Genomic DNA, 20,778 nt, shown 5'->3' with positions numbered 1-20,778 from the left:
GTGGCCGACCGAGTCGTGGTGCTGCGCCGGGGATCTGTCGTCGAAACCGGACCGGTTGCAGACGTTTTCACTCGCCCGCGCGAGGATTACACGCTGCGATTTCTCGATGCGGTGCCCACTCCGGATCCGACGGTCGCACGGCGTTCCGTCGACGTCGATTCCGTATCGCTGTTACGTACGGTGCGTAGCGCGGGAATTCATCCGCAAAATAAACGGGTCGCCTGTTCCTGCAAATGCAGGAACAGGCGACCTGTTTTACAGGACTTGGATCAGTGTTGCCCGGGTCGCCGCTCCGCGCGCCGTTCGTCGTTCAGGCGTTGCTGCTGTTCGGGGCTCAACCTCTGGCCCTCGGCATTCCCGCCTGCTCGGCTTTGATCCTGGCGCTGCTGTTGCTGCTGCCTAGGCATTTCCTTGGGCATTTTCTTAGGCGTCTTCTTCGACTTTTCAGCCATCTCCACTCGGTCCTTTCCGGGTGATTAATGTTCGCCTAACCACCACACAATAGCGAGCATGCGCCATTCGTGGAAGGAAAAATGCGAATGTGTCCGGCGATTCAGTGCGATTGCCGCGAAAATGGGCGGAAATGGGCGGCCGGAGTCAGGTCTGCAGGGGCAGGAATTCGACCCGGTCACCGTCGGTGGCTTCGGCGGGGACGATGACCAAACCGTCACGGTCGATCAGGCCGCCGAGATGGGTGGTGCGGATGTGGGCGTCGCCGTGCCAGCCGCCGTTCTCGGTGATGCGGGCGGGGACGATACGGGGGACCGGGCCCGCGATCTCGGAGGCGTTGCGCAGGGGGCCGATCAGTGCGCGCGGTGGGAGGCTGCCGGTACGGCCGTTGACGAGGGCGGGTGCCAGCGCCATCAGGGTGGCGACGGCGGCGAAGGGGTTGCCAGGCAGGCCGAGGACGGCGGTGCCGGTCCGAAGCTCCGCGACGACGGTAGAGCCGCCGGGGCGCAGGCGCAGCCGTGGCACGAGGATCCGGGCGTTCGCGCGGGTCAGTGCGCTGCGAAGCTGGTCAGCGGCGCCGCCGCCGGTGGCGCCGACTATGACCAGGACGTCGCAATCGGACGCGGCCGTGAGGACTTCATCGAAACCATTCGGAGTGTCGCGCAGGTGGACACGGGCAATGGTGTGAATTCCATACCAGGACAACATGTCCGGTAGGACCGGGCCGATGGAGTCGCGGGTCTGCCCGGCGTGCAGGGGGCCCCTGCTGCGGATTTCGTCGCCGGTCATGACGATGCGCGCGCGGACCGGGCCGCGGACCAGAGCCTCGGTCGTTTCCACGCTGGCGGCGGCGGAGATCAGGGTCGCGTTGACGAGGGTGCCCTCGGGCGCGATCAGATCACCGCGCGTGCGGTCCTCGCCACTGCGGCGGATGTCGTCGCGCAGCGGAGTGTCTGGCAGCCGGTACAGGGTCTTGTCCGCCTCGACCCTGGCGAACTCGTCGCGCACGACGTGGGTGGTGCCGTCGGGCACGTGCGCGCCGGTGGCGATACGCACGGCCTCACCGGTCAGCAAGCCGACCGGGCGCTGCCCACCGGCGAAGCCGATATCGCGGCGCAAGCGCCACGGACCGTCACCGGCGACCGCGTACCCGTCCATGGCCGATACATCGAAGCGTGGCAGTGGTCCCATGGCCGACAGCGGCGCGGCGAGCGCGGCCCCGCGTACGGAGCGGAGGTCGGCCCGATACACGGTCAGTGGAGAGAGATGGGCGCGCAGCGTGTTTCGCGCCTCGTCGAGGGTCAACGCGGGGCGATCGCGGCCCGGCGCGGCAACGGCCGAGGTCGGTGCGGGCGATCCCGCGCCGCCTTCCGCCATCCGCGCCGCCGTCTGTGCCCGCTGCACATGCTCATCGGTGTCGACATCGGCAATCCCCGGCATTGCGACGGTCACCGTGTCGGTCGGCACCAGCGCTTTCATCGGTTGATTGACCGGCGAATCCAACTTCGCGATTGCCGCGGCGAGCGCGGACCGTCGCCACACTCCGGTCAGATACTGTGGCCGCCCGGACTCGTCGGCGGCGAACACCGCGTCCGCGCCGGATTCGTTTGCGTGCCTGATCAATTCGACTACCACCGCGTCGGTCAGGAACGGCATGTCCGCCGCGAGCACCACCACGAGCGGGGACGCGGCAGCAGTGAGCGCCCGCAGGCCCGCATCGACCGCCGCCACCGGACCCGACCCGGGCGGGACTTCCCGCACCTGCCGGATCTCCGCGTCCAACTCTGGCCGATGTGGCCCGACGACGACGGTGCGCACACAGCCTGCGACGGCGGCCACGGCCGCGTCGAGCATGGATCGTCCGCCGATCACGATGGCGGGTTTGTCGACGCCGCCCATGCGGCTGGCGCGTCCGCCCGCGAGGATGATCGCGTCGGCGGCCGTCACAAGCCGGTACCTGGAGCGAGGAACAACATGGCCGACATGCTAATTCGTCGACGCCGTACATCCGCCCAGGCAGGCGTGGTGAATCAGACGGTCGAGTAGTCCGAGTAGTTCGAGGCAGGTCGGAGCAGGCAGAACTCGTTGGTCTCCGGATCGGCGAGCACCTGCCCCGGCGCGCCACCGACTCTGTGAGGCGCGACCGGGGTCGCGCCCGCCGCACGCAGTCGGGCGACTTCGCCGGCCTGGTCGTCGGTGGGGAATGAGGCCAGATCCAGGTGTAGTCGATTGCGCCCGCACTTCGCGTCAGGGGTGCGCACGAACTCCAGCCAGGAGCCGAGGCCGGTCGCCGACCGTAATCCGGCCGCCTGCTCGCCGACGTGCTCGACCGGCCACCCGGACGCGGCGGACCAGAACTCTGCCAGCCGCACCGGGTCGTGCGTGTCGACGACGATGGCGGCGACCGCGCCGGTGTCCACGTACTCCTCCCTTGGCTCCAGCACACAGAACTCGTTGCCCTCCGGATCGGCGAGCACCACCCACGACACCGCCCCCTGACCGATGTCGATGTGTCGTGCACCGAGCGCCAGCGCCCGATCGACCTGCACGCGCTGGTGGTCGAGGGAGCGAGTGGCAAGGTCGAGGTGGATACGGTTCTTCCCGTGCTTCGCGCGCGCCGCAGGGAGGAACGTCAGGGCCAAATCGAGGCCGTCGGGGTCGGGTGCCGCCACGTCGACTTCGTCGGTACGGTCCACGGTCACGCCCCAGCCGAGCAACTCGGCCCAGAAGTCCGCGACGAACCGCGGGCGGTCTGCATCGAACACGACACACGCCAGGCGGGTGGACATAACTTCAACGGTAACCGTCGAGCGTGGGCGGTGTGACGGGATTGCGCGGTGCTACCGGTCCGGTGTTTCGGGGAAGGGGAAACGCGCGGCGCGCAGGTCGACCCGCCCGTCACGGATCGTGACACCCTCCTCCGCCAGCAGCCGCAGCTGGCGATCGGCCAGATGCGCCGCCGGCTTGCCGCCCGCCCCGATCACCCGATGCCAGGGCAGATCGGCGGCGTCGGTGCGCATGATCCAGCCGACCGTACGCGGCGTGGAAAGACCGGCCGCCGCGGCTATGTCGCCGTAGGTGGCCACCCGGCCGAGCGGGATCGTCGCGACCAGTGCGCGGACCAGCTCGACCTGGGCATCCGAGGTGGCCATCGCGCTCAGAGCACCGATCGGATCAGCGCAGCGGTCTCGGCGGGACGGATCTGGGCGACCATGTGATCACAGTCCCACTCCAGCTGTGTCAGATTGTCGCCGAGGCGCTCGATCAGGGCGGCACGGAACTCCGGCGTCACGAATGGCGGTACTACCTTCATGGCCTGCACCAGCACGGTCGGCAGGTCGCTCGGCGGCAGCACGAAGTGGCGGGCCAGCTGACCCCAGTAGGAATTGATGGCGGGCAGGCTGATCCGCCAGCCGACGCGGCCGTCGGCGGTCGGCATCAGATGCTCGGCCAGTTCCGCCTCGAGCAGGCGCGGTTCCACCTCACTCCAGCCCGTCGCCACCTTGTCCTGACGAGCGTGCGCGACATTGTCGTAGTCCGGCGAGGCGAGGGTGGACTGCGCGATGTCCATGAGCCGTTCCGGTTCCAGCGCGATGGCCGAGTCGAGCAGCACCAACTTGCGCGCCAAGTGCGGATGGCTATCGACGAGATGCAGCGCACACGCGCCACCGAACGAGTGCCCTACCACCACAACGGGTTCGTCGGTTTCCGCGGCGAGCAGCTCGGCGAGATCCTCGACGATGGCCTCGAAGTTCCACGGCGGCAGCGCGGTAGAACGGCCGTGTCCTCGCAGGTCAGGAGCGATTATTCGAACATCGGGCAGGTGCTCGGTCGCGATGGCTTCCCAGCGTTTGCCGTGGCCGGTGACGCCGTGCAAAGCCAGCACGATCGGCCCGTTCGCCGGCCCGAATCGGTAGACATGAAGAGGGGACACGGAGTCCATTTTGACGGGTATCGAAACCCGTCGCAGCGCGAGTCGACCCGGAGCGGCGCGTGGCGTGTCGGACGCGTCTGTTGCAATAGCCCGCGTGGTGCGATCGGATAGCGCGGTGCGACTTGTTCGCCGAAACGTGGCGGCACCCCGGCCGCGGGCCTGGGGTGCCGATGTCCGCGCGCTGTTCGACGCCCAGGCCGCGATCGGCCCGATCCGCCCTGGATGGCGGCCGTGGCAGGTGCTCGGCGGGCCGGGCACGGGCAAGACAACCCTGCTGATCGATCTGGCAGCCGATCGGATCTCCGCGGGAGCCGATCCGGAATCGGTGCTGGTGCTGACCCATTCGAAGCAGGCGGCGAGCGCGCTGCGCGATGCCATCACCGCCCGGCTGACCGGGTCGGGACCCGACACCGAACCGGGCGTGCCCGGCGCTACGCGGGAGCCGCTGGTGCGCACGTTGCACTCCTACGCCTTCTCGGTATTGCGCAGGCACGCCACGGCGCACGGCAACCCCCCGCCGCGTTTGCTGACCGGTGCCGAGCAGGATGCCGTGCTGCGCGAGATGCTGCGCGGTGACCTGATCGACATCGCGGAGGGGGCGAGCGGATTGTGGCCCGAACGGCTGCAGCCCGCACTGAGTCTCGGCGGGTTCGCCGAGCAGTTGCGTGATCTCATGCTGCGGGCCACCGAGCGCGGACTCGGGCCAGAGGATCTGGTCCGCCTCGGTCGCGAGCATGCACGGCCGGAGTGGGTGGCGGCGGGCAAGTTCGCGGTGCGGTACGAGCAGGCGATGCTGCTGCGCTGGTCGGTGGGGGTGGAGGCGCCCGAGGCAACCGCGCCCGCACTGGATGCCGCCGAACTCGTCGGTGCCGCACTGGACGCCTTGGCGGGCGACGCGAATCTGCTTGCCACGGAACGATCCCGGATCCGATACCTACTGGTCGATGACGCCCAGCACCTGGATCCGCAAGCCGCGCTGCTGATTCGGGTGATCGGCAATGCCGCGCAGACCGCGGTGGTCGCAGGCGATCCGGATCAGGGCATCTTCACCTTCCGCGGCGCGGATACGCGGTTCGTCGCCGACCTCGATGCTCCTGATGGGCAGCGAATCATTCTGCGTGACAACCACCGATCGGGCGGTCAGGTGGAGCTGGCGGTCGCCAGGGTCGCGGCCAAGTTGCCCGGCAGTGCACCGCAACGGTTTTCGCTGCCCGAACGGGCAGCCGAACCGGAGGACGACGGTACCGCGGTGCGGGTGCGGGTGCTCGCCACCCCGGCCAAGGAAGCCGCCCTGATCGCCGACTATTTGCGCCGCGCCCATCTCACCGCGGGAGTGCCGTGGTCGCGCATGGCGGTGATCGTGCGTTCGGTGCCGCTGTCACTCGCACCGCTGCGTCGCGCGCTGCTCGCGGCCGGGGTGCCGGTGCAGCAGCCCGCGCTCGATGCGCCGCTGGCGCGGCGGCGCGGCGCGGCCTGGATGCTGCTGGCCCTGCGCGCGGTAATCGCGAGCGAGCGGGCGCAGCGCGCCGCCCCGCCGACAACCGAGCCGATGTTCGTCGACGAGGATGCGCTCGACCTGGTCGCAGGCCCGCTCGGCGGTGCCGACCAGATCAGCTTGCGCAGGCTGCGGCGTGGTATTCGACGTAGTGTGCTGGAGTCCCAGCGGAATGGATCGAAGTCCATACGGGACGCTGGCGATTCTGAACGGCATGTCGATGACGCCGGTGCTCTGCTCGATCAGTCCTCGGCGGAGGTGCTGCGCGATCTGCTGATCGGCGTTGCCGACCGCGAGATCATGGAGCGGCTCACCGACGTGGAGGCGGCGCCGCTGCGCCGGGTGCTCGACGCGTTGGATCGGGCGCGAACGGCCCGCCGCAAGGGTGCGGGGCTCGAGGACGTGATGTGGGCGCTGTGGACCGGGTCGCGACTGGAGCGCCGCTGGGTTGCGCAGTCCGAACGCGGTGGCGCGGTCGGGATGCAGGCCGATCGGGATCTCGACGCCGTGGTCGGTCTTTTCGACGCTGCCGCCGCGTATGTCGACCGGCTGCCGCGCGCCAGCGTCGAGGGATTCGTCGAATACCTTCTTCAACAGGAGATTCCGCATGACACAACGTCGCTGACCACGCCTGGTGCCGCGGTCGCGTTGCTCAGTGCGCACGCGGCGGCGGGCCGGGAATGGGATGTGGTCGCGGTCGCCGCTGTGCAGGAGGGCATCTGGCCCAATCCACGCCCGCGCGGCACCCTGCTCGGCAATGAGGACCTGGTCGACCTCACCGCGGGAATCATCGATGCCGGGGAAAGGGTGAGCCGCGCGGCCCCGATCCTGGCGGAGGAGCGCAGGCTACTGCTGGTGGCATGCAGCAGAGCTCGGCAATCGCTGCTGGTCACCGCGGTGGAATCGGTGTCAGGTGACCGCGATCTTGTGCCGTCTCGTTTCCTCGCCGAACTGCTGGGACACGACGACGACGGCGAACCCGGCGCACTGCCGGTCGCCGATCCCGGCCGTGCCCTTGTGATGCACTCCCTGGTCGCCGAAATGCGCGGCGTGGTCTGCGATTCCGAGGCGGACCCGGAACGCAGGCGCCGCGCCGCCCATCAGCTGGCCCGGCTGGCGAGTGCGGGCATCCGCGGCACCCACCCCGAAGACTGGTACGGCACAGCCGATCTCAGCTCGTCACGGTCGCTGTGGGACGACGACGCCGCCGCCGTTGCGCTGTCCCCGTCCACCGTCGAGCTGCTGCGTACCTGTCCGTTGCGCTGGGCATTGGAACGCCACGGCGGCACCGACGGCGACAATCCGCACGCGGTCAAAGGCAATCTGGTGCACACCCTGGTCCAGGCGCTTGCCGGGAAGGTGCCGGAAGCGCAGGTGCGCGGGGCTCTCGACAAGGCATGGCAGGCTATCGATCCCGGCACCGGTTGGCACTCCCGCCAGGAGTTGCGCCGCACCGAGGCCATGCTGGAAACGTTCATGGCCTGGGTCCGTAACACCCGAGGCGAGCTCACCCAGGCCGGCGTCGAGGTGCCGGTCGACTGTGTGCTGCCCCCGCGCGCGGAAGACGAACGCCCCGTCCGAATTCGGGGCCGAGTCGACCGCCTGGAACGCGACGGCCTCGGCCGCTTCGTGATCGTAGACGTGAAAACAGGCAAGTCCCCCGTCACCAAACAAGCCGCCGCCGACCACGCCCAACTCGCGACCTATCAGGTAGCCGCGGCGATGGGCGCACTCGACGCCACCGTGGGCAAATCGGATAGCAGCCAAGCTGAATCAGGGAGCACAGACGCAGAATCCGGACCTACCAAGGGAGCGCCAAGTCGTCCCGCAGTTGAATCGAGACGCGTAACCGCGGAATCCTGGAGCATGCTCGATGTTGCCGAACTCGGCAATTCCGCGGACGAACCCGGTGGGTCAGCGGATACGCGTGGCAGCACCGTAACCGGAACTCCAAGAGCAGCAGAGGAACCCGCCAGTGCGGTAGGTCCACATGGTGGCGCAGCTTCGCCTGGCAGCACCGTGACCGCAACTCCAAGAGCAGCAGTTGAACCCGGCCCGGCTGGTGGCGTGATGGGAGAGCCGGGTGGGGCTCGGCTGGTGTATGTCGCCAAGCCGAGTAGTAAGGAGGGTGCGACGCAGCGGATGCAACTGCCGCTGGATGCCGAGGCGCTCGACAAGTGGCGCGACACGATTCACGACGCCGCAGCCGCAACTCGAGGCCCCAGCTACCTCGCCATGCGCAACGATGGCTGCAGGCACTGCTCGGTCGCGGGCAGCTGCCCGGTCCAGGACACCGGGAGGCAGGTGACCGACGAGTGAGGGAGTGCAGCGAACGAGTCATAGGCGCAGTGCCTTCGGTGCGGTGCAGGGTGTCGGCGCGGGCGGAATCGTGAGGGAGCGCGGCGATCAGGCTGTCGGCGGAGGGGCTTCGGGCGCTGTGGTGTCGAGTGTGTGCGAGGCGCGATCGTGAGCAGGGTGACGCCGTATCGGCTGGCGGAGGCGCTCGGGCTGCCGCCGCCTACCGATGAGCAGGCTGCGGTGATCGCGGCTCCGCCGGGGCCGACCCTGGTGGTGGCGGGTGCGGGTGCCGGTAAGACCGAGACGATGGCTGCCCGTGTGGTGTGGATGGTGGCCAATCGCCTGGTGCTGCCCGATGAAGTCCTCGGACTGACGTTCACCCGAAAAGCCGCCCAGCAGTTGACCTCTCGCATCCGGACGCGGTTGGCCAGACTCGCGGGCTCGCCGCTGTTGCGCGAGCTCGATGTCGGCGGCGAACTGCGCGCACAGTTGGCAGGCGCCGAACCGGAGATCAGTACCTATCACTCGTATGCGGGCAGGCTGCTTACCGAACACGGCCTGTTGCTTCCGGTGGAACCCTCGGCGACCTTGCTCACCGAGACTCAGCTCTGGCAGCTCGCGCATCAGGTGGTGCGCAACTGGGACGGTGACCTGGACACCGATCGGACCCCGGTATCGGTGACCGAGGCGGTGCTCGCGCTGTCCGGACAGCTCGCCGAACATCTGGTGGAACCCGAACAGCTCGCCGAGGCACACACCGAACTGGAAAAGCTGGTATTCACGCTGCCCGCGGGCCCGCGTCAGCGCGGCGGTCCGAGCCAGACACTGCTGAATATCGTTCAGGTGCAACGTGAACGCGTGGCACTCCTGCCGCTGGTCCAGCAACTGGCCGAGGCGCTGCGCCGCCGCGGCGCCTTGGACTTCGGCGCCCAGATGTCCCTCGCCGCCCGCCTTGCCGCCGAACATCCCGAGGTCGCGACGGCCGAACGCGCCCGCTTCCGCCTGGTCCTGCTCGACGAATACCAGGACACCGGCCACGCCCAACGAGTCCTGCTGTCCGCACTGTTCGGCGGCGCATCCCCCGTCGAGCAGCGCCGTCACCCCGCCCGGCCCTCGACCACAACCAAGCGCCCGACCTCCGTCGAGCCACCACGCCAGGCCAAGTCTCCGGATATCGACCCACCCCCGGACCTCGAGCTCCCGCCGGACTTCGGTCCGCCCCCTGACTTCGAACCGCCTCCGGATTTCGAGCCCCCTCCGGATTTCGAGCCCCCTCCGGATTTCGACCCGCCACAGGATTTCGACCCGCCACAGCACCCGAGCCAGCTGCCGGACCCAGGTGGCCGGTCGGACCAAGGTGCGGAGTCGGTCACTGCCGAGGCCGGGCAGCGGTTGGCGGTGACGGCGGTCGGTGATCCGATGCAGTCGATCTATGGCTGGCGCGGTGCTTCTGCGGCGAACCTGCCCCGGTTCGCGACCGACTTTCCCACTGCCCCCGGTGTTCCCGCGCCGACCCTGCCGCTGCTGACCAGCTGGCGGAATCCGCCGGAGGCGCTCGCCTTGGCGAATCTGGTCGCAGAACCGTTGCGGCGTAGCGCGATCGACGCAGGTGGGGTAACCGTCGATGCGTTGCGGGCGAAACCCGGTGCGGAGTCGGGCATCGTGGCATTGGCATTGACCGAAACCGTTGCCGACGAACGGGACTGGGTAGCAGCGCGGATTGCCGCCGAGTGGGCCGTCCGCCGGGCAGCCGACGAACCGCCGCCAACGTCGGCGGTGCTGGTGCGCCGCAACGCCGACGCCGCTCCGCTCGCGGAAGCTCTTCGCGAGCAGGGTCTCCCGGTGGAGATCGTCGGTCTCGGCGGGTTGCTCGCGACGCCGGAGGTCGCCGATATCATCGCCACGCTGCGGCTGATTGCCGAGCCGGGTGCGGGCAGTGCGGCGATGCGTGTGCTCACCGGTGCCCGCTGGCGGATCGGTGTCGCGGATATCGCGGCGCTCGCGCGCCGGGCCCGTGACCTATCGATCAGTCGTTTCACCGCGGGCGATGCGAACGACATCACCGATACGACCACCCTCGCCGCGGCACTGCGCGAGGTGGCGCCGGAACCATCCGAACAGGCCGGCTTGGCCGATGCGATCGCCGATCCCGGTCCGCAGGAACAGTATTCGGAGTCCGGGTTCGTGCGGATCGTCGCGCTGAGCCGGGAACTCGCGGCACTGCGCGAACGCAGCGGCCAGCCGCTGGCCGAACTGGTCGCCGACGTCGAGCGGACCATCGGGGTCGGTGTCGAGACCCAGGCCAGGCGGGCGATGGCGGGCGCAGGGGCCGGGCGCGAGCATCTCGACGCCTTCGCCGAGGTGGTCGCCGGGTATGCCAGTGATTCGGGAGCGTCACTGAGCGGATTGCTCGCCTTCCTCGCCGCGGCCGAATCGGTGGAGAACGGATTGGAGCCGGGCGAGGTCGAGGTGGCCCGTGATCGCGTACAGGTGCTGACCGTGCACGCCGCGAAGGGTCTGGAATGGGAGATCGTCGCGGTCCCGCACGTGGCGCGCGGCGTGTTCCCGTCCGGAGCGGCCTCCGGCAGCTGGCTCGGCGCGCTCGCCGAACTGCCGACCACCTTGCGCGGCGATCGCCAACAGGACGACGCCACCGAAGGCGTTCCGGTCCTCGACTTGTCCGATCTCTATGACCGTGCCGATCTGGACCGCGCGATCAAGGCGCACAAGGAAGCACTCGACCGGCGCCGCCTCGACGAAGACCGCCGCCTGTTCTACGTCGCGCTCACCAGAACCGAACGGGTCCTTCTCGTTTCGGCGCATCACTGGGCCGAAACCGGCACCACCCCCAAGGGTCCGTCGGACTTTCTGCTCGAACTCAAACACGCCAGCGAGTCCCAGGACAGCCCGGCCAACGGCGCTGTCGACATCGACCGCTGGGACGACCCGCCGGAGATCGACGCCGTCAACCCCTTCACCGACAACCCGGCCACCGCCGAGTGGCCCCGTGACCCGCTCGGCAATCGTCGCGACCCCATCGAGCAGGGCGCGGCATTGGTCCGCGCGGCTCTCGAAGAACTGCTCGCGCTACCCGAGGCGGTGTCCGCCGCCGCCACAGTCGATTCAGCGCGGCACCACCCGGCGATGGAGGCTGACAACACTGCGGACGACACAGCAGTGATAGTAGGCGGACCCTCTGACACTCCGGCCCCGCCCGACGGCGCCGACGCCGACGATCTGAACCTGGCCGACGCGAACGACGACGCCGATGGTTGGGCCGCTGACGTCGATGCCTTGCTCGCCGAACACGAAGCGGCCCAAGCGATCGCGCGAGTAGTGGAACTGCCCGGGCAGATCGCGGCGACCGCGCTGGTCGAGATGCGCGCCGACCCCGCGAAACTCGCTGCCCGCCTGCGCCGTCCGCTCCCGTTCCCGCCGAACCCTTTGGCGCGCCGCGGCACCGCGTTCCACGCCTGGGTGCAACGGTGGTTCGGTGCCGACCGGCTACTCGGCCTCGACGAACTGCCAGGGGCCGCCGACAACGGCGCCGCCGACGCTGGCGTAGACGCGGAACTGACCAGGATGCAGGACGCATTCCTCAACTCGCCATGGGCGCACCGCAGCCCGCTCGAGGTGGAGATCCCGTTCGAAACCTCCATCGCGGGCACCGTTATCCGCGGCCGGATGGATGCGGTATTCGCCGAGCCGGGCGGCGGCTGGATCGTGGTGGACTGGAAGACCGGCGCCGAGCCGAGCCCCGCCGAGGAGCCCGCGGTCGCGATGCAATTGGCCGTGTACCGGCTGGCCTGGGCCAGGCTGATGGCAGCCCGCGAAGGCGGGACCGAGCAAGAGCTGCTCGAACGTGTCGGCGCCGCTTTCCATTATGTACGTTCGGGGCGCACCATCGCGCCCGTCGCGCTGCCCGGCTCCGACGAGCTGGCCGAGCTGATCAGGAGCGCCGCGCCCGTCGACTCACCTTCAGCGACTGAGTGATCAGCGGCAGCTGCAACGGCAGTCGAAGCACCGACCCGATCTTGAACGCCTGCGGCGTCTTCGGGTTGGCCACCAAGTCGGCGGCCATCTGCACATTCGCCGGGAACACGACGATGAACAGCAGCGCTGCCAGCCGACCGCCGAAGCTGCGGGTGCGCGGCAGCGCGAGCGCGGTGGCGATGGTGAGCTCGGCGACACCGGAGGCGTAGGTGTAATCGCGGGCCCGGCCGGGCAGCGCACGCGGCACGATCGAATCGAACGGCTTCGGCCACACGAAGTGCAGTACGCCGGAGCCGAACAGCAGTGTCGCGAGCATCAGGGCGGGCCGACGGCCGGTGTCACGGGGGACGAGTGCGTTTTCTGCCATGCCCCACCCTGACATTCACCCACCGTTCGCGTCGAGACCGGGCGGTATTGCGATAACCGGGTAGGCTCCCGTGCTGTGCCGGATGGACAAGCAATGCCGAGGGCAGTGAACTCGGCGAGCGACAGGTTGGGTGCGTCCGGTGCTCGGTGATCGACGCAGTCCCGGGATGTCCGACCGCCCGGATTTCGCGCTGGTCGGGTTGCTGCGCATTCCGGAAATACAGACCAGCCCATGGATTTCGCTGTCTCGCCGGGTGGCCTTCGCGGTCGCGTTGCTGTTCAGCGCCGCGCTGGTGGTTTACCTCGGCCGCGACGGATACCACGACAATTCCGGCAACGAGCTGTCGTTCCTCGATGCGTTCTATTACGCGACGGTGTCGCTGTCCACCACCGGATACGGCGATATCGCCCCTGTGACGGCCCAGGCGCGGCTGGCCAACATCGTCATCATCACCCCGCTGCGAGTTCTCTTCCTCATCGTGCTCGTCGGAACCACACTCGGAGTGCTGACCGAACGCTCCCGGCAGGCATTCAAGATTCAGCGTTGGAGGCGCAGCGTGCGTAATCACACCGTGGTCGTCGGATACGGCACGAAGGGTCGCACCGCGATCGACGCCATGATCGGCGACGGCGTGCAGGCCGCCGACATCGTGGTGGTCGACACCGATGTCGTCGCGCTGGAGGCCGCGGCGAATGCCGGTTTGGTGACAGTGCACGGCTCGGCTACCCAGTCCGATGTGCTCCGGCTGGCCGGCGCGCAGAACGCGGCGGCGGTCGTGGTCGCCACCAACCGGGACGACACCGCCGTTCTGGTCACGCTCACCGCCCGTGAGCTCAATAAGGCAGCCAAGATCGCGGTGGCCATCCGAGAGGCCGAAAACACCCATCTGCTGCGCCAATCCGGCGCGGATTCGGTGGTGGTGTCCTCGGAGACCGCGGGCAGGCTGCTCGGCATCTCCACCACGACGCCGACCGTCGTCGAAATGATGGAGGACCTGCTGACCCCCGAGGAGGGGTTCGCGGTCGCCGAACGCGAGGTCGAAGTCTCGGAGATCGGTGGTTCGCCACGACATCTCAGCGACATCGTGCTCGGCGTTGTTCGCGACGGTCAGCTGATCCGGGTCGGCGAACCCGAGGTCGACGCCATCGAGGCGGGCGACAAGTTGCTCTACATCCGTCTCGTTTCCAAGTGACATCGGTCCGCCCGGCACCCGCGCACCAGGCGGCAGCTTCGCCTTCGCTCCGCCGAGCGCGTGGCTGTCGACGGACTCCGTCCGGCTGGCGTATCGGGCGGCGCGTTAGGCTCGGAGCGTGGCATTTCAGCTCAATGGTGTTCCGTTGCTGTCCCGTTCCGTCGTCGATCGAGCCGAAGAGGTCAGGGCCGATGCGCAGGCGCTGAAAGAGGGCTGGGCCGACGCCAAGCTGCTACGGGTGAACCGGCGCGGTCAGGTCAGGTTCGAGAACGGCGCGCTGGTGTTGGATTCGGCGATCGAATTGGCCGCCGAGCCGAGTCCGGCGGCGGTGTTCCTCGGTATCGAGGAAGGCACACACCTGTGGGCGGTGCGGGATCCTGAGCTGACCGGCGCGCTGACCGACCTGCGCGCGATGGCGAGCGGAGTAGACGATTTCACCGCGGGCCTGCTCTCCAGTGCCATAGCCCTGCTGAACTGGCATGACAAGGCGGGCTTCAACGGCGCCGACGGCACCGTCACCGTCTCGGCCAAGGGCGGCTGGTCGCGGGTCACCGAGTCCGGATACGAGGAATTCCCGCGCATCGATCCCGCGGTCATCTGCCTGATCCATGACGGCGGCGACCGGGTGCTGCTCGCGCGTCAGCACAGCTGGCCGCACTCGTTGTTCTCGCTGCTCGCCGGATTCGTCGAAGCAGGCGAATCACTGGAACGATGTGTAGAGCGCGAGATGCTCGAGGAGGTCGGGCTCGACGTCCGTGACATCCACTATCTCGGCAGCCAGCCATGGCCTTTCCCGCGCTCGCTGATGCTCGGCTTCGCCGCGGTCGCGGATCCCGAACAGCCGCTGGTCTTTTCCGACGGTGAGATCGCCGAGGCGCACTGGTTCACCCGCGCGGAAGTGCGCGAGGCGCTGACCGCGGGGGACTGGTCGGCCAAGACCGAGGACACGCGACTGCTGCTGCCCGGCTCGATCTCCATCGCCCGCACCATCGTCGAATCCTGGGCAGCCCTCGACTGAGCACGCGCCTGCGCGCGGGCCGCATTCGGTCCGCGCGTATGTGCTATTCGGAGCTAAATGTCAGGCGATCGCGGCCAGCGCCGTTTTGACCGCGGCCAGCGACGGGTTCGTCGCGGTGGTGCCATCGGCGAACTTCACCGTCGGCACCACATGGTTGCCGTTGTTGACACTGCCGACGAATTCGGCCGATGTCGGGTCTTGTTCGATGTCGATCTCGACATAGGTGATACCGGCCTCGTCCAGCTGGGTCTTCAGCCTGCGGCAATAGCCGCACCAAGTGGTCGAGTACATCGTCAGGTCAGGCGTCGCGTCAGTCACGGTCCGTTCAACGCCTTATGGTCCGTTCCTGTTCCACCGGTGGTGGCTGCTTCCAGCGCCGGACTACGGCTTGTCGGCCGCGCCTCGCCGTCGGCCGTCGCGGTCTTGTCGGTCGGCGCTGTCATGATGGTGCCCGTGCCAGCACTCGACCTCGCCGCCCTCGACCCGGAGCAGGCCGCCGCCGTGCGCGCGCCGCGAGGGCCGGTGTGCGTGCTCGCAGGGGCGGGCACCGGCAAAACCAGGACCATTACCCACCGGATCGCGCATCTGGTGTCGGCCGGGCATGTGAAGGCCGACCAGGTGCTCGCGGTGACGTTCACCGCCCGCGCGGCGGGAGAGATGCGGGGCCGACTGCGCGAACTCGGGCTCGGCGGCGAGGCGAATCAGGTGCAGGCGCGTACGTTCCACGCCGCCGCACTGCGCCAGCTCAAGTACTTCTGGCCACAGATCGTGGGGGAAGTGCCGTGGCAGCTGATCGATCGCAAGTTCCCGATCGTGGCGCAGGCCGCGAACAAGGCAGGACTCTCTTCTGCCACCGACAGCGTCCGCGACCTGCTCAGCGAGATCGAATGGTCGAAGGCCTCGCTGATCGCCCCCGAGGACTATCCCGCGGCCGTGGCCAAGCACCGGCGCGAGCCGCCATACGACCCGGCGCGGGTGGCCGAGGTCTATCTCGCCTACGAAGCGCTCAAGACCTCGCCGGACGGGCTGCTGCTCGACTTCGACGATCTGCTGCTGCACACTGCCGCCGCGTTGGAGGACTATCCGTCGGTGGCCGACGAATTCCGCGGCCGCTACCGGAGTTTCGTGGTCGACGAATATCAGGACGTGACCCCGCTGCAGCAGCGGGTGCTCGACGCCTGGCTCGGCGATCGCGACGACCTGACCGTGGTCGGCGACGCGAACCAGACGATCTACTCCTTCACCGGCGCCACACCCGGCTACCTACTCGACTTTTCCCGGCGCTTCCCCGAGGCGACGGTGATCCGGCTGGAACGCGACTACCGGTCGACCCCGCAGGTGGTGTCGCTGGCCAACCGGGTGATCGGCGCCGCACGTGGCCGTATCGCGGGTACTCGACTGCAGCTGATCGGTCAGCGGCCCGACGGTCCCGAGCCGGTGTTCGCCGAGTACGACGACGCCCCCGCCGAAGCGGCGGCGGTGGCGCGATTCATCAAGCGGCGGATCGAAGCGGGCATGCCCGCCGCGGAGATCGCTGTGCTGTACCGGATCAACGCGCAGTCGGAAGCCTACGAACAGGCGCTGACCGAACTCGGCATCCCGTATCAGCTGCGCGGCGGCGAGGGCTTCTTCGCGCGTGCCGAGGTCAGACAGGCCGTGCAGGCGCTGCGCACGGCCGCGGCCCGCGACGACCTGCCCGACCAGGCCCGCAGCGGAACCGCCCTGGTCACTCTGGTCCGAGCGGTGCTCGGCCCGCTCGGACTCACCGCCACCGAACCGGCGGGCGCGCAGGCGCGGGAACGCTGGTCGTCGCTGATCGCGCTGGTGCGCCTGACCGAGGAACTCGTCGGTCACGACGACGAGCTCGACCTGCCAGGTCTGCTGCACGAGCTGCGCGCCCGCGCCGAGGCAAGGCACCCACCGACCGTGCAGGGCGTGACCCTGGCATCGCTGCATGCGGCGAAGGGCCTCGAGTGGGATGCGGTCTTCCTGGTCGGACTCGCCGACGGCACGCTGCCGATCGCGCATGTGCTCGGCGATAACGGCTCGGTCGCGGATGAGGCAGCGCTGGAGGAAGAACGCAGGCTGCTCTACGTCGGCGTGACGAGGGCGCGCGAATACCTGCAACTGTCCTGGGCGCTGTCGCGCGGCGAGGGCAGCCGCCGCACGCGCCGCCGCTCCAGGTTCCTCAATGGCCTGGTGCCCGACGATTCGCCCGCTTCGCGGATTGCCGCGCCGGTCTCCGACACCACCTCGAACGGGATTCGCCCGTCCTGCCGTGTCTGTGCCAAACCACTGATCGGTACATACGCCACCATGCTCGGTCGCTGTCGGCGCTGCCCGGCGGAATTGGACGCCGAGCTATTGACGGCACTGCAGGCGTGGCGTGAGGAGAAAGCGCTGGCACTCGAGGTGCGCGAGTTCGTGGTGTTCACCGACACCACGCTCACCGCGATCGCCGAGCAACTGCCCGGTGACGACAATGCACTGGCCGCGATCCCCGGGATCGGGTCGAAGAAGCTCGATCAATATGGTGCGGACGTGCTCGCTATCGTGGCATCCCGGTTGCGGTCAAGCCCACAAAACCGCAGGTAGAAAATAGGTTGTCGGTTCTGCCGACATTGCATATGGTGGGAATCACGCACCGGGAGGTCATCTCGGCGCGCAGAGTTCAGCGACAGACAACGAGTTAAGGAGGGAGGCAGACCAATGAACGACAACATTAACTTCAACGCGAACGACGTTGCGGTGAATGCACCCGTCATGTCGGCCTCCCGGGGGATCCTCGCTTTGCAGGGGATCGGTCTGTCCGGCGGCAGTGCATTCGGGATGCCGGCGCAATTCACGCACATGCATTCCCCCATTTGCACCATCTCGCAGGACAAGCCCAGCGCGGGTTGGCACCCGGTAGCCGCGAAAGCAGCCACCGGCGCCGACGCATTCGAAGCCGGATATGCACCGGCAACAGTGCCTACTTCGGTTGGTACCGATCTGCAGGCAGCACGCCTCCGCGCCGCACACCCAGCGACCGTGATCAGGAATCGACACAGATGTCGACCTAGGTAGGGAACACCCCAACCTCCTGGCCACGGATCGCCCGAAGCGAAACCGTGGCCAGTATTTTTTTCCCGGCCCTTCAGCCGGACGGCACCGGTTTCGCAGAAGAAACGAAACGAACCGCTGCAAACGAGCTGAAGGAGAACGACGTGTTCACCGCAGAGAGCTGGCCGCAGGCCACCGCTGGCGTGACATGCCGAACCGTGGCACTGCCTACCCGCACTCGGGAGGTTACGAAGGTCCTGCCTTGTCGAGCCGGAGACCCCGATCTCTGGTTCGCCGAGAGCCCTGCCCAGTTGGAGCAGGCCAAGGCGCTGTGCGAGTCCTGCCCGATCCGTAAGGGCTGCTTGGCCGCCGCCGTGGATCGGCGTGAGCCGTGGGGTGTCTGGGGCGGTGAGATCTTCGATCAGGGTGTCGTGATCGCCCGCAAGCGCCCGCGTGGACGTCCGCGCAAGGTCGCGATCTCGGCATGAGCGAGCGTAGCGAGCTCACACCGGCGCAATGCCCCGGTGTCATGCCGGAGCCGAGCGTCAGCGAGGCGCAGGCATGACGCCGAGACTCGCGCCCTCCCTCCCTCCGGTCGCTGAGGCCTATCCGGTTGATTCCCACCGGAACCGGGCCCACGAACGAGAAAGCACAAGAGCCGCTCACCTCGAGATCAGGTGGGCGGCTCTTTTGCGTTCACCCGACCAGAGGTGAACGGCCCGTTCGTCTTTCGGCGTCAGCTGGCCGTGCGTTGTTCCCGGAAGCCGGGCATCCAGGTCTTCACCAACTGCATGAACGGCAGTTCCGCGTCGAGCTGGGCGAGGATGCCGACCGAGCCGCCGAGGACTCGGAAGATCATCACGTATTCGGCGGGCAGCTGCAGGGCACGCGCGGTCTTCATCTCCGGGCTGGAGATGTCGGATGCCTTGCCCGCCACCCGCTGCATCCACTTGCGGGTGAAGTGGAACGAATCCGTCTGGACCGGGTCGGTGAACGGCCGCAGATAGTCGGCGATCTCCTTGTCGGTGATGGTGCGACCGGGAATCACCCAGCCGTTGTCGTACATCAGCTCCGTCAGCTCGTCGAATCGCTCCTCGACCTCCAGCGCCAGCATGCGGCCGAGCACCTCGGGGAAGCCGTTGGGCATGGGTGCGCAGGCGCCGAAGTCGATGACGGCCAGCTTGCCGTCGGACAGCATCATGAAGTTGCCGGGATGCGGGTCGGCGTGCAGCAGACCGACGGTTTCGGGTGAGGAGAAATGGAACTTGCCCATCAGGCCCGCGACGCGATTGCGCAGCGCCTTGGTGCCCGCCGGATCCTCGGCGCCCTGCTTGATGATTGCCGAGACGGCGGTGCCGTCGAGCCATTCGGTGACGATCACCTTCGGGGCGCTGGCCACTACCTTGGGCACCACGATCTCCGGATGTCCGTCGAACGCCTTCGCGAACGCCCGCTGGTTGGTGGCCTCGTTGCGGTAGTCCAGCTCTTCCTCGGTCCGCTCGGTGATCTCGGCGAGGAGCGGTTTCACATCGGCGCCCGGAATCACCGAGGCGAACAGGCCCGTCATCCGTGACAGTGTCTTGAGATCCGCGCGCAGCGCCTCGTCGGCGCCGGGATACTGCACCTTCACCGCGACGGCCCGGCCATCGGACCAGACCGCCTTGTGCACCTGGCCGATACTGGCCGACGCGGCCGGGGTGTCGTCGAAGGACTGGAACCGCTGCCGCCACTGAGTGCCCAGCTGCTGGTCGAGCACTCGATGCACGGTCGCGGCGGGCATCGGCGGTGCGGCAGCCTGCAGCTTGGTCAGCGCCTCGCGATAGTGCTCGCCGAACTCCTCGGGAACCGCCGCCTCCATCACGCTGAGCGCCTGTCCGAACTTCATCGCGCCGCCCTTGAGCTCACCGAGCACGGTGAACAACTGTTCGGCGGCCTTCTGGTTCAACTGGGCGTTGATCTCGGACTTGTCGCCACCGGCTAGCTTCTTGCCGAACCCGACGGCGGCTCGGCCTGCGATCCCCAGCGGAATTTTGGCTAACTTGGCATTGCGGGATGAGCGACGGCGCACGATCTCAGACACGTACCCATCATGGCGGACAGAACCGTCAATTTGCCATCGCAATGTGATGTCTTTCCTTGGCGGAGTGTAATAATCGTCACGTTCATGCGGCCGGACCAGCGAAAATTCCGCGACATCCGCAGGCGGCGTGCGGCGGCCAATCCCGCCGCTCGATCACATGCGAAGCAAGATCGAGCTCGACGGTGGAGTTCAGGGTGGCCAACTCGTGCCGGGGCGAGCAGCTGCGGATCGCCTCGAGTTCGCCGAGCAGCAGCGCCGTTGTCGCCGCGATCCCGGCGGGTGAGGCATGTCCGACCCGCCCGAGCAGTTGCGCGGCCAGCAGCGGCCAGTCCGGGTCGTACCGGCACCGGGTGAGGTCCACGCAGCGCAGGCAGCTGGTCATACCGGGCAGTACCAGCGGGCCGATGACGCCCTTGTCATCGCGTATGCGGACCGGCAGATGCGGAATCCGGTGCAGCACCAGATCATTGGCGAGACGCGGATCGATCACCAGCGAATCGGTGAGCACCACGAGATCGGCTCGCCAGTCGGTCACCGAGGTGTCGGAGCCATAGTCGCGCGAGCGGCTCGGCCGCAGCCCGAGGCGGCGCAGTCCGGCCCGGTGGCGTCGTCGGGCTGCATGAGCAGGCCCGCCTTGTCGATCTCGGTCAGCAGCGCAAGTGCTCGCTCCGGTGTGATGCCGTGTTCTCCGGCGCGCCAGACGAGCTGCGGCCTGGTCTGCATTCCGTCCAAGAGACGCAGGAAGGCGAGCACCGTGTCGACATCCAACTCGGCCGGGTGCAGTAGCAGCGCACCCTCCGGGTCCCAGCCGAGTTGGACCACACCGGAGGGGCGCACCAGGATCGTCACCCGGGGATGCAGCATTGGACCGTGCGGGCGGATGGTGATTGTCATGGCCAGCAGTATGCG

At 68.1% G+C, this 20,778-nt stretch carries 15 protein-coding genes; 6 read left to right on the top strand and 9 right to left on the bottom strand.

From position 1 onward, the window contains the following. Nucleotides 1-597: 597 nt before the first annotated feature. The 4 genes from ACFQZZ_RS19795 to ACFQZZ_RS19780 form a co-directional block, all read right to left on the bottom strand. Nucleotides 598-2,397 (bottom strand): NTP transferase domain-containing protein, encoded by a 1,800-nt coding sequence (locus ACFQZZ_RS19795; RefSeq protein ID WP_378682579.1) that lies wholly within the window; start codon nt 2,395-2,397, stop codon nt 598-600. An 83-nt stretch (nt 2,398-2,480) separates the two neighbouring features. Further along, nucleotides 2,481-3,239 (bottom strand): VOC family protein, encoded by a 759-nt coding sequence (locus ACFQZZ_RS19790; RefSeq protein WP_378682576.1) that lies wholly within the window; start codon nt 3,237-3,239, stop codon nt 2,481-2,483. A gap of 51 nt (nt 3,240-3,290) precedes the next feature. Further along, entirely contained in the window at nt 3,291-3,602 is a 312-nt protein-coding gene (locus ACFQZZ_RS19785; RefSeq protein WP_378682574.1) for an MGMT family protein, read from the bottom strand. Between the two features lie 5 nt (nt 3,603-3,607). Next, entirely contained in the window at nt 3,608-4,393 is a 786-nt protein-coding gene (locus ACFQZZ_RS19780) for an alpha/beta fold hydrolase (RefSeq protein WP_378682571.1), read from the bottom strand. An 88-nt stretch (nt 4,394-4,481) separates the two neighbouring features. Between ACFQZZ_RS19780 and ACFQZZ_RS19775 the strand changes: the two genes are divergently transcribed. Continuing rightward, nucleotides 4,482-8,198, top strand: coding sequence for an ATP-dependent helicase (locus tag ACFQZZ_RS19775; protein ID WP_378683160.1), 3,717 nt, complete (start codon nt 4,482-4,484; stop codon nt 8,196-8,198). A gap of 144 nt (nt 8,199-8,342) precedes the next feature. Further along, on the top strand, nt 8,343-12,170 hold the full coding sequence (locus ACFQZZ_RS19770; RefSeq protein WP_378683157.1) for an ATP-dependent helicase: 3,828 nt from the start codon (nt 8,343-8,345) through the stop codon (nt 12,168-12,170). Here the strand turns inward: ACFQZZ_RS19770 and ACFQZZ_RS19765 are convergent. Continuing rightward, nucleotides 12,127-12,537, bottom strand: coding sequence for a hypothetical protein (locus ACFQZZ_RS19765; RefSeq protein ID WP_378682569.1), 411 nt, complete (start codon nt 12,535-12,537; stop codon nt 12,127-12,129). The genes ACFQZZ_RS19770 and ACFQZZ_RS19765 overlap by 44 nt on opposite strands. Nucleotides 12,538-12,703: 166 nt before the next feature. Here ACFQZZ_RS19765 and ACFQZZ_RS19760 point away from each other — a divergent pair, with 166 nt between their 5' ends. Next, nucleotides 12,704-13,729: a potassium channel family protein gene (locus ACFQZZ_RS19760; protein WP_378682567.1), complete on the top strand. Its 1,026-nt coding sequence runs from the start codon at nt 12,704-12,706 to the stop codon at nt 13,727-13,729. Between the two features lie 118 nt (nt 13,730-13,847). Next, complete coding sequence (gene nudC / locus ACFQZZ_RS19755) at nt 13,848-14,747, top strand: NAD(+) diphosphatase (protein ID WP_378682565.1); 900 nt, start codon at nt 13,848-13,850, stop codon at nt 14,745-14,747. 60 nt (nt 14,748-14,807) lie between these two features. Here the strand turns inward: nudC and ACFQZZ_RS19750 are convergent, their stop codons facing one another. Then, entirely contained in the window at nt 14,808-15,038 is a 231-nt protein-coding gene (locus ACFQZZ_RS19750) for a mycoredoxin (protein ID WP_378683154.1), read from the bottom strand. Nucleotides 15,039-15,188: 150 nt separating this feature from the next. On the opposite strand from ACFQZZ_RS19750, the gene ACFQZZ_RS19745 reads away from it, so the two are divergent. Both ACFQZZ_RS19745 and ACFQZZ_RS19740 read left to right on the top strand, forming a co-directional pair. After that, nucleotides 15,189-17,342 carry an ATP-dependent DNA helicase UvrD2 gene (locus ACFQZZ_RS19745; protein WP_378683151.1) on the top strand — a complete coding sequence of 718 codons (2,154 nt, stop codon included), beginning with the start codon at nt 15,189-15,191 and terminating at the stop codon, nt 17,340-17,342. A gap of 611 nt (nt 17,343-17,953) precedes the next feature. Beyond that, nucleotides 17,954-18,277, top strand: a complete 324-nt coding sequence (locus ACFQZZ_RS19740; protein WP_378682562.1) for a WhiB family transcriptional regulator — start codon at nt 17,954-17,956, stop codon at nt 18,275-18,277. A gap of 248 nt (nt 18,278-18,525) precedes the next feature. Here ACFQZZ_RS19740 and ACFQZZ_RS19735 read toward each other — a convergent pair whose 3' ends face one another. The 3 genes from ACFQZZ_RS19735 to ACFQZZ_RS19725 all read right to left on the bottom strand — a co-directional run bounded on the left by ACFQZZ_RS19735 (nt 18,526) and on the right by ACFQZZ_RS19725 (nt 20,763). Next, complete coding sequence (locus tag ACFQZZ_RS19735) at nt 18,526-19,869, bottom strand: ABC1 kinase family protein (RefSeq protein ID WP_378682559.1); 1,344 nt, start codon at nt 19,867-19,869, stop codon at nt 18,526-18,528. Nucleotides 19,870-19,951: 82 nt separating this feature from the next. Further along, on the bottom strand, nt 19,952-20,404 hold the full coding sequence (locus ACFQZZ_RS19730) for a hypothetical protein (protein WP_378682556.1): 453 nt from the start codon (nt 20,402-20,404) through the stop codon (nt 19,952-19,954). Next, on the bottom strand, nt 20,401-20,763 hold the full coding sequence (locus tag ACFQZZ_RS19725) for a hypothetical protein (RefSeq protein ID WP_378682554.1): 363 nt from the start codon (nt 20,761-20,763) through the stop codon (nt 20,401-20,403). The genes ACFQZZ_RS19730 and ACFQZZ_RS19725 overlap by 4 nt, the downstream gene beginning before the upstream one ends. Nucleotides 20,764-20,778: the final 15 nt, after the last annotated feature.

The organism is Nocardia sp. GCM10030253, assembly GCF_042675075.1.
Classification (GTDB): domain Bacteria; phylum Actinomycetota; class Actinomycetes; order Mycobacteriales; family Mycobacteriaceae; genus Nocardia.
This window is presented reverse-complemented; position numbering and strand designations above follow the sequence as displayed.

What these genes read in the sequence shown, in the direction of transcription:
- ACFQZZ_RS19725 (WP_378682554.1), bottom strand. Translation starts at nt 20,763, where the DNA reads ATGACAATCACCATCCGCCCGCACGGTCCAATGCTGCATCCCCGGGTG.
- ACFQZZ_RS19780 (WP_378682571.1), bottom strand. Translation starts at nt 4,393, where the DNA reads ATGGACTCCGTGTCCCCTCTTCATGTCTACCGATTCGGGCCGGCGAAC.
- ACFQZZ_RS19750 (WP_378683154.1), bottom strand. Translation starts at nt 15,038, where the DNA reads ATGTACTCGACCACTTGGTGCGGCTATTGCCGCAGGCTGAAGACCCAG.
- ACFQZZ_RS19785 (WP_378682574.1), bottom strand. Translation starts at nt 3,602, where the DNA reads ATGGCCACCTCGGATGCCCAGGTCGAGCTGGTCCGCGCACTGGTCGCG.
- ACFQZZ_RS19790 (WP_378682576.1), bottom strand. Translation starts at nt 3,239, where the DNA reads ATGTCCACCCGCCTGGCGTGTGTCGTGTTCGATGCAGACCGCCCGCGG.
- ACFQZZ_RS19745 (WP_378683151.1), top strand. Translation starts at nt 15,189, where the DNA reads ATGATGGTGCCCGTGCCAGCACTCGACCTCGCCGCCCTCGACCCGGAG.
- ACFQZZ_RS19760 (WP_378682567.1), top strand. Translation starts at nt 12,704, where the DNA reads ATGTCCGACCGCCCGGATTTCGCGCTGGTCGGGTTGCTGCGCATTCCG.
- ACFQZZ_RS19765 (WP_378682569.1), bottom strand. Translation starts at nt 12,537, where the DNA reads ATGGCAGAAAACGCACTCGTCCCCCGTGACACCGGCCGTCGGCCCGCC.